Annotated in this window: 3 protein-coding genes and 1 pseudogene; 2 read left to right on the top strand and 2 right to left on the bottom strand. The window is 71.0% G+C overall.

Going from position 1 to position 7,117, the window contains the following annotated elements; all coding sequences use genetic code 11:
- Nucleotides 1-66 precede the first annotated feature (66 nt).
- Nucleotides 67-3,336, bottom strand: a complete 3,270-nt coding sequence (locus EYQ95_RS25385; protein WP_132331866.1) for a nitrate reductase subunit alpha — start codon at nucleotides 3,334-3,336, stop codon at nucleotides 67-69.
- Nucleotides 3,333-6,080, bottom strand: coding sequence for an MFS transporter (locus EYQ95_RS27250; protein WP_207916677.1), 2,748 nt, complete (start codon nucleotides 6,078-6,080; stop codon nucleotides 3,333-3,335). The genes EYQ95_RS25385 and EYQ95_RS27250 overlap by 4 nt, the downstream gene beginning before the upstream one ends.
- A 314-nt stretch (nucleotides 6,081-6,394) precedes the next feature.
- Between EYQ95_RS27250 and EYQ95_RS25395 the strand changes: the two genes are divergently transcribed.
- Nucleotides 6,395-6,670 carry a DUF2249 domain-containing protein gene (locus EYQ95_RS25395; protein ID WP_243700082.1) on the top strand — a complete coding sequence of 92 codons (276 nt, stop codon included), beginning with the start codon at nucleotides 6,395-6,397 and terminating at the stop codon, nucleotides 6,668-6,670.
- A pseudogene (locus EYQ95_RS26520) lies at nucleotides 6,667-7,117 on the top strand (hypothetical protein); the annotation flags it as partial. The gene EYQ95_RS25395 and the pseudogene EYQ95_RS26520, both read left to right, overlap by 4 nt.

Here is a 7,117-nt window from a genome sequence, read left to right on the forward strand (position 1 = left end):
AACGACAGCTGCATCGCACTCACCCCGATCACGGTGAGGCATTGTCGCGCAATCGGGCGGAGTTGTTCAGACCTTCCTGAGGATGTTGAGCGCGATCTCGGGGTTGCCGTTGGGGATCTTCCCGGCGACCTGCTGCACGGTGCGGGTGTCGATGGGCGGGCGCCAGGTGACGAAGGCCTCGCCGAAGGCGCGCATCCACTGGTGGTCCTGGTAGAGCGTCTGGCGGCCGGTGAGCGTGCGCCAGGGGATGAGCTCGTGGACGTTGGTCCAGCCGGCGTTGTAGGTGATCTTCTCGTGCTCGATGCCCGACCAGGTCGGCGAGCTGATGATCTTGCGCGGCTGCGCGGCCACGTCGCGGAAGCGGATCTTCTCCTCCTCGCGGCCTTCGGCCAGGTGCACGTGCTCGCGGCCGGTGAACTTCTCCAGCGCGTGCCAGGCCTTCACCGCCACCTGCCCGCTGGTCTCGGGCGCGAGCATGAGGATCATCTCGCAGGCCTCGATGTCGTTCTCGATGCGCGGGCGCCCGGCGGTGGGGCCGTCGGCCACCACGCCGTTGAGCTCGGCCAGCGCGCGCACGTCGTCCTTCGTGTCCCAGGTCAGGCCCTTGCTGCCGTTGCCCTGCGCTTCCAGCAGCGGGCCGACCGAGACGAAGCGCGCGTACGTCTCCGGGTAGTTGCGCTCGACCAGGAAGACGTTGGACATGGTGCGCCCGGGCACCGGATCGCATTCGCCGCGGCCCCAGTCGCGGGGCTCGTAGGGCTGCGCGATCTCGCCGGGCGAGTCGTGCATGATCGGGTTGAGCACCACGTCGTGCTCCACGCCCAGCACCTCCGGCGCCACCTGCGAGAACGCCTTGGCGATGCCGCGGAAGATCGCCCAGTCGCTGCGCGACTCCCAGGCCGGGTCCACCGCCGCGGTGAGCGGGTGGATGAACGGGTGCATGTCGGTGGTGTTGAGGTCGTGCTTCTCGTACCACGTGGCCGTGGGCAGCACGATGTCCGAGTACAGGCTGGTGGTCGACATGCGGAAGTCGATGTTGACCATCAGGTCGAGCTTGCCGACCGGCGCCTCGTCGTGCCAGGCCACTTCCTGCGGGTGCCGCCCGTCCGGGCCGAGGTCGGTGCCGACGACGCCGTGCAGCGCGCCGACGAGGTGCTTGAGGAAGTACTCGTGGCCCTTGCCGCTGGCGCCGAGCACGTTCGAGCGCCAGAAGAACATGTTGCGCGGCCAGTTGCGCGGATGGTCGATGTCGCGGTTGGCGAACTCGAGCTCGCCGGATTTCAGCCGCTCGGCCACGTAGGCCTTGGGGTCGGCGCCGGCGGCGTGGATCTCGCGGCCGAGCTCGATGGGATTGGTGCGCAGCTGCGGCGCCGATGGCAGCCAGCCCATGCGCTCGGCGCGCACGTTGAAGTCGATGATCGAGCCGCTCCAGTCGCCCGGAGGCGCGGTGGGCGAGACGATCTCGGCCGGGTCCAGCGTCTCGTAGCGCCACTGGTCGGTGTGCGCGTACCAGAACGAGGTGGCGTTCATCTGCCGCGGCGGCTTGGTCCAGTCGGTGGCGAAGGCCAGCGGCAGCCAGCCGGTGGCCGGGCGCAGCTTCTCCTGGCCCACGTAGTGCGCCCAGCCGCCGCCGGGCTGGCCCACGCAGCCGCAGAGCACGAGCATCGCGATGATCCCGCGGTAGCTCATGTCCATGTGGTACCAGTGGTTCAGGCCGGCGCCGAGGATCACCATCGACTTGCCGTGGGTGTCGGCGGCGTTCTGCGCGAACTCGCGCGCCACCTGCACGATGGCCTGGCGCGGCACGCCGGTGATGCGCTCGGCCCAGGCGGGGGTGAAGGGCACGTCCTCGTCGTAGCTGGACGCCACGTTCGCGCCGCCCAGGCCGCGGTCGATGCCGTAGTGCGCGGCGAACAGGTCGAAGACGGTGGCCACCAGCGCCTCGCCCTCGCGCAGCGCCAGCCGGCGCGCGGGCACGTGGCGCAGCAGCACGTTGGCGTGGTCGGTGGCGACGAAGTCGTGCGGGGCGTCGCCGCCGAAATACGGGAAGGCCACCGCGACGTTCTCGCCCTCGCCCTTGAGCGTGAGCTTCAGGCGCGTCTCGCGGCCCTGGCCGTCCTTCTCCTCGAGGTTCCACTTGCCCTGCTCGCCCCAGCGGAAGCCGGCCGAGCCCAGCGGGCAGACCACCTCGCCGCTGGCCTCGTCGATGCCGACGGTCTTCCAGTCGGGGTTGTTGGCCTCGCCCAGCGCGCCGTCGAAGTCGGCGGCGCGCAGCATGCGGTCGGGCACCAGGTGGCCGTCGCGGTCGACGAGCTTCACCAGCAGCGGCATGTCGCTGTAGCGGCGCGCGTAGTCGGCGAAGTAGGGCTCCTGCCGGTCGACGTGGAACTCGCGCATGATCACGTGGCCGAAGGCCAGCGCGAGCGCGGCGTCGGTGCCCTGCTTGGGGTGCAGCCACATGTCGCCGAACTTGCTGGCCTCGCTGAAGTCCGGCGTGATCACCACGCTCTTGGTGCCGCGGTAGCGCGCCTCGGTGTAGAAGTGCGCGTCGGGCGAGCGCGTCTGCGGGATGTTCGAGCCCCACACCAGCAGGAAGCCCGAGTTGTACCAGTCGGCCGACTCGGGCACGTCGGTCTGCTCGCCCCAGGTCTGCGGCGAGGACGGCGGCAGGTCGCAGTACCAGTCGTAGAAGCTGAGCAGGTTGCCGCCGATGAGCGAGAGGTAGCGGCTGCCGGCGGCGTAGGAAATCATCGACATCGCGGGGATCGGCGAGAAGCCGGCGATGCGGTCGGGGCCGTACTCCCTGATGGTGTACGCGTTGGCGGCGGCGATGATCTCGTTGACCTCGTCCCAGCCGGCGCGCACGAAGCCGCCGCGGCCGCGGCGCGAGACCCAGGCCGCGCGGGTGTCGGGGTCCTGGACGATCGCGCGCCAGGCCGCCACCGGGCCCATCGACTGCCGCGCCTGGCGCCAGGCGCGCAGCATGGCGGCGCGCACCAGCGGGTACTTGATGCGGGTGCCCGAGTACAGGTACCAGCTGTAGGACGCGCCGCGCGGGCAGCCGCGCGGCTCGTGGTTGGGCAGGTCCGGGCGCGTGCGCGGGTAGTCGGTCTGCTGCGTCTCCCACGTCACGATGCCGCCCTTGACGTAGATCTTCCAGCTGCACGAGCCGGTGCAGTTCACGCCGTGCGTGGAGCGCACGATCTTGTCCGCGGCCCAGCGCTTGCGGTAGGCCTCCTCCCACTCGCGCCCCTCGCGGCTGACGATGCCGTGCCCGTCGGAGAAGGTCTCGCGCGGGCGGGTGAAGTAGGTCAGTCGGTCGAGGAGATGGCTCACGCACGGGCTCCTTGGATGTCGGCGGTCGGGGCGGCCGGCCCGTTCCGCGGGCCTTCGATGTCGCGCATGAAGCCGCGCGGCCCGGTGTAGACCCACCAGGTGATCGCCGCGCAGCTCACGTAGAACGCAAGGAAGCCCCACAGCGCCGCGTTCGCCGCGCCGGTGGCCTCGATGGAGCTGCCATAGGCCTTGGGGATGAAGAAGGCGCCGTAGGCGGCGATGGCCGAGGTGAAGCCGATGATGGCGGCCGACTCGCGCTCGGCCTGCACGCGGCGCTCGGGCTCCGGCATGGCCGCGGCGACGATGCCCAGCTCCTTGCGCATCATTCCCGGGATCATCTGGAACGTGGACGCGTTGCCCACGCCGCTGATCGCGAACAGCGCCAGCACCATGGCAAAGAAGCCGGGGAAGCTGCGCGCCTGGAGGAACCAGAGCATGCCGCCCATGGCCGCGATCATCGCCACGAACACCCAGAAGGTGACGCGCCCGCCGCCCACGCGGTCGGCGATCCAGCCCGAGCCGGCGCGCGAGATCGCGCCCACCAGCGGCCCCATGAACGCGTAGCGCAGCGCGTCGACCTCGGGGAACACGATCTTCGCCAGCAGCGGGAAGCCCGCCGACATGCCGATGAACGTGCCGAAGGTGCCGGTGTAGAGCCAGCACATGATCCAGGTGTGGCGGCGGCGGAAGATGCTGGACTGGTCGGCGAACGACGCGCGCGCGCTGAGGATGTCGTCCATGCCGAACCAGGCCGCCAGCGTGCCGGCCAGGATCAGCGGCACCCAGACGAAGCCCGCGTTCTGCATCCACACGCGCGTGCCGTCGGCGGCGACCTGGGCCTGCCCGCCGAGCGCGCCGAACAGCCCCATGGTGACCACCACCGGCACCAGGAACTGCATCAGGCTCACGCCGAGGTTGCCCAGGCCGGCGTTGATGGCGAGCGCGTTGCCCTTCTCGCTCTTGGGGAAGAAGTAGCTGATGTTGGCCATCGACGAGGCGAAGTTGCCGCCGCCCAGGCCGCAGAGCAGCGCCAGCACCAGGAAGATGAAGTAGGGCGTGCCCGGGTCCTGCACCGCATAGCCGATGCCCAGCGCGGGGATGAGCAGCGAGGCGGTGGACATGGTGGTCCAGCCGCGCCCGCCGAAGATGGGCACGAGGAAGGCGTAGAAGATGCGCAGCGTCGCGCCCGACAGCCCCGGCACCGCGGCCAGCCAGAACAGCTGGTCGGTGGTGAACGCGAAACCGAGGGCGGGCAGGCGCGCGACCACCACGCTCCACACCATCCACACCGCGAACGAGAGCAGCAGGCAGTACGTGGAGATCCACAGGTTGCGGCGCGCGATGGGGCGGCCGGTGCTTTGCCAGAAGGCCGGGTCCTCCGGGCGCCAGTCGTCGAGCTTGTGCGGGCGGCGCGCCGGCACCACCACCCCGGGCTCGCCCAGGCCCTGCATCTCTGGCAGTTCCGGCAGCGCCTGGCGCTGCTGCTCGGTGAGCGCGCCGCGCTCCATGCGCCGCACGGCGGCGTGCATCCACACCAGCGCCACGGTGACCAGCAGGAACAGCAGCGCGAAGCAGCTGGTCCAGATGCCGGTGAGGTCCAGCAGCACGCCGAACACCAGCGGCAGCACGAAGCCGCCCAGCCCGCCGATCATGCCCACCAGCCCGCCGACCGCGCCCACGTGGTGCGGGTAGTAGACCGGGATGTGCTTGTAGACCGCGGCCTTGCCCAGGCTCATGAAGAAGCCCAGCCCGAACAGCAGGATCAGGAACGGCACCAGGCCCAGCGAGGTGGAGAAGCGGATCGGCCCGTTCTCGCCGTGGATGACGTAGTCGGTGGGCGGGTAGCTGAGCATGAAGGTGCACAGCACCGACACGCCGAAGGTCCAGTACAGCACGCGGCGCGCGCCGAAGCGGTCCGACAGCCGCCCGCCGTAGATGCGGAACAGGCTGGCCGGCACCGAGTAGAACGCGGCCAGCATGCCCGCCGCGCGCAGGTCCAGCTCGTACACGCCGACCAGGTAGCGCGGCAGCCACAGCGCCAGCGCCACGAACGCGCCGAACACGAAGAAGTAGTACAGCGCGAAGCGCCAGACCTGCAGGTTGCGCAGCACCGACAGCTGCTCGCGCATGCCCATGGGCCGCGTCTTCTCGCGGCGGCGGCGTTCGGCGTCGGGGTCCTCGGGCGTCACCAGCAGGTAGACGATGCCGGTGACCAGCAGCACGCCGGCCCAGACCCGCGCCACCCCCTCCCAGCCCAGCGCCAGCATCACCATGGGCGCGAAGAACTTGGTGACCGCCGAGCCGATGTTGCCCGCGCCGAACACGCCCAGCGCGGTGCCCTGCTGGCCGGCGGGGAAGAACTTCGACACGTAGCTCACGCCCACCGAGAACGCGCCGCCGGCCAAGCCCACGCCCAGCGCGGCCACGAGGAACTGCGCGTAGGTCTGCGCGTAGGAGGTGAGGAAGGTGGCGATGGCCGCCAGCACCATCACCAGCGCGAACACGCGCCGGCCGCCGTACTGGTCGGCCCACACGCCCAGCACGATGCGGCTGAGCGAGCCGGTGAGGATGGGCGTGCCCACCAGCAGGCCGAACTGCGTCTCGCTCAGCCCCAGCCGCGTCTTCAGTTCGACGCCGATGATCGCGAAGATCGTCCAGACCGCGAAGCAGACCGTGAAGGCGAAAGTGCTGGCCCACAGGGCACGTTGCGCTCCAGCCTGTCGGGAAGGATCTGCATCGACCACAGGCATGACCTCGCGCAGGACAGGCGGACTCTAGCCTGCGTGCAGCTGCGGTATGGCGAAGTGAAGGGCATGCGAGGGCAATTCCGTCGCGCCATCCGACAGGCGGCGTGCGCCGCGCATCGATCCTTCACGCGTCGCACATGTATCGCGAGGCGCACGTGCGACGCGTTCGCGATGCCGTGCATTGCATTGCATGGCGTGTTCTCGCAGGCCGCGCAGCCGTAGCCATGGCGCGTGGCGCGTCGCGGCCCGACGGCGCGCCGGACATGCGCCGCACTTGACGTGCATCAGGGCGTTCGCACCGCGCCGCCGCGATGCTGCGCGCCGGCCCGATGCAGGAGAACGCGATGGCATGTGGTTCCCGTCCGGACGCCCCCCTCGACCTGCGCGGCCTGCCCGCGCCGGTGCCGATGGAGCGCGCGCTGGCCGCCGTCGAGCGCCTCGGGGCCGGCGTCGACCTCGAACTGCTCACGCCGCAGATGCCGTATCCGCTGATCCAGCTGCTGGGCGAGCGCGGCTTCGCGGTGGCGGCCGAGCGCTGTGCCGATGGCACGGCGCGCCTGCGCGTGCGGCGTCCCGCGGGTCGATGACGCGGCTGGCCATCGGCGCCGGCCCGCCCGTCGCCCTGCCGCTGGCGTTCCTGGCCGCCGTGCCGGCCTGGGGCCTGGCGGCGGGGCTGCTGCTGGCGGCCGACGGGCCGGTCGCCCTCGCCAGCCGCTGGGCGCCGTCGACGCTGGCGCTGGTGCATGCCACCACGCTGGGCGTGCTGGGCAATGCGATCGCCGGCGCGCTGCTGCAGTTCCTGCCCGCCGCGGCCGGCGTGCGCGTGCATGGCGGCACGCCTGCGGGCCTGGCGGCGTTCCTGATGCTGCAGGGCGGCACGCTGGCGCTGGTGGCCGGCTTCCGCGGCATGGCGCCGGCGCTGCTGACCGCCGGCGCACTGCTGGCGGCGGCCGCGTTCGCGCTGCTGGGCGTGCATCGATTTCTGGGGTTCCAGCCACGTGCTCGGCCCGCAGGGGGAATTCCTCGCCGAGGCG

The sequence above is a fragment of the Lysobacter sp. N42 genome (genome assembly GCF_004344885.1).

Excerpts from the sequence above, each read along its gene's own strand:
- EYQ95_RS25395 (WP_243700082.1), top strand. The coding sequence starts at position 6,395 with ATGCTGCGCGCCGGCCCGATGCAGGAGAACGCGATGGCATGTGGTTCC.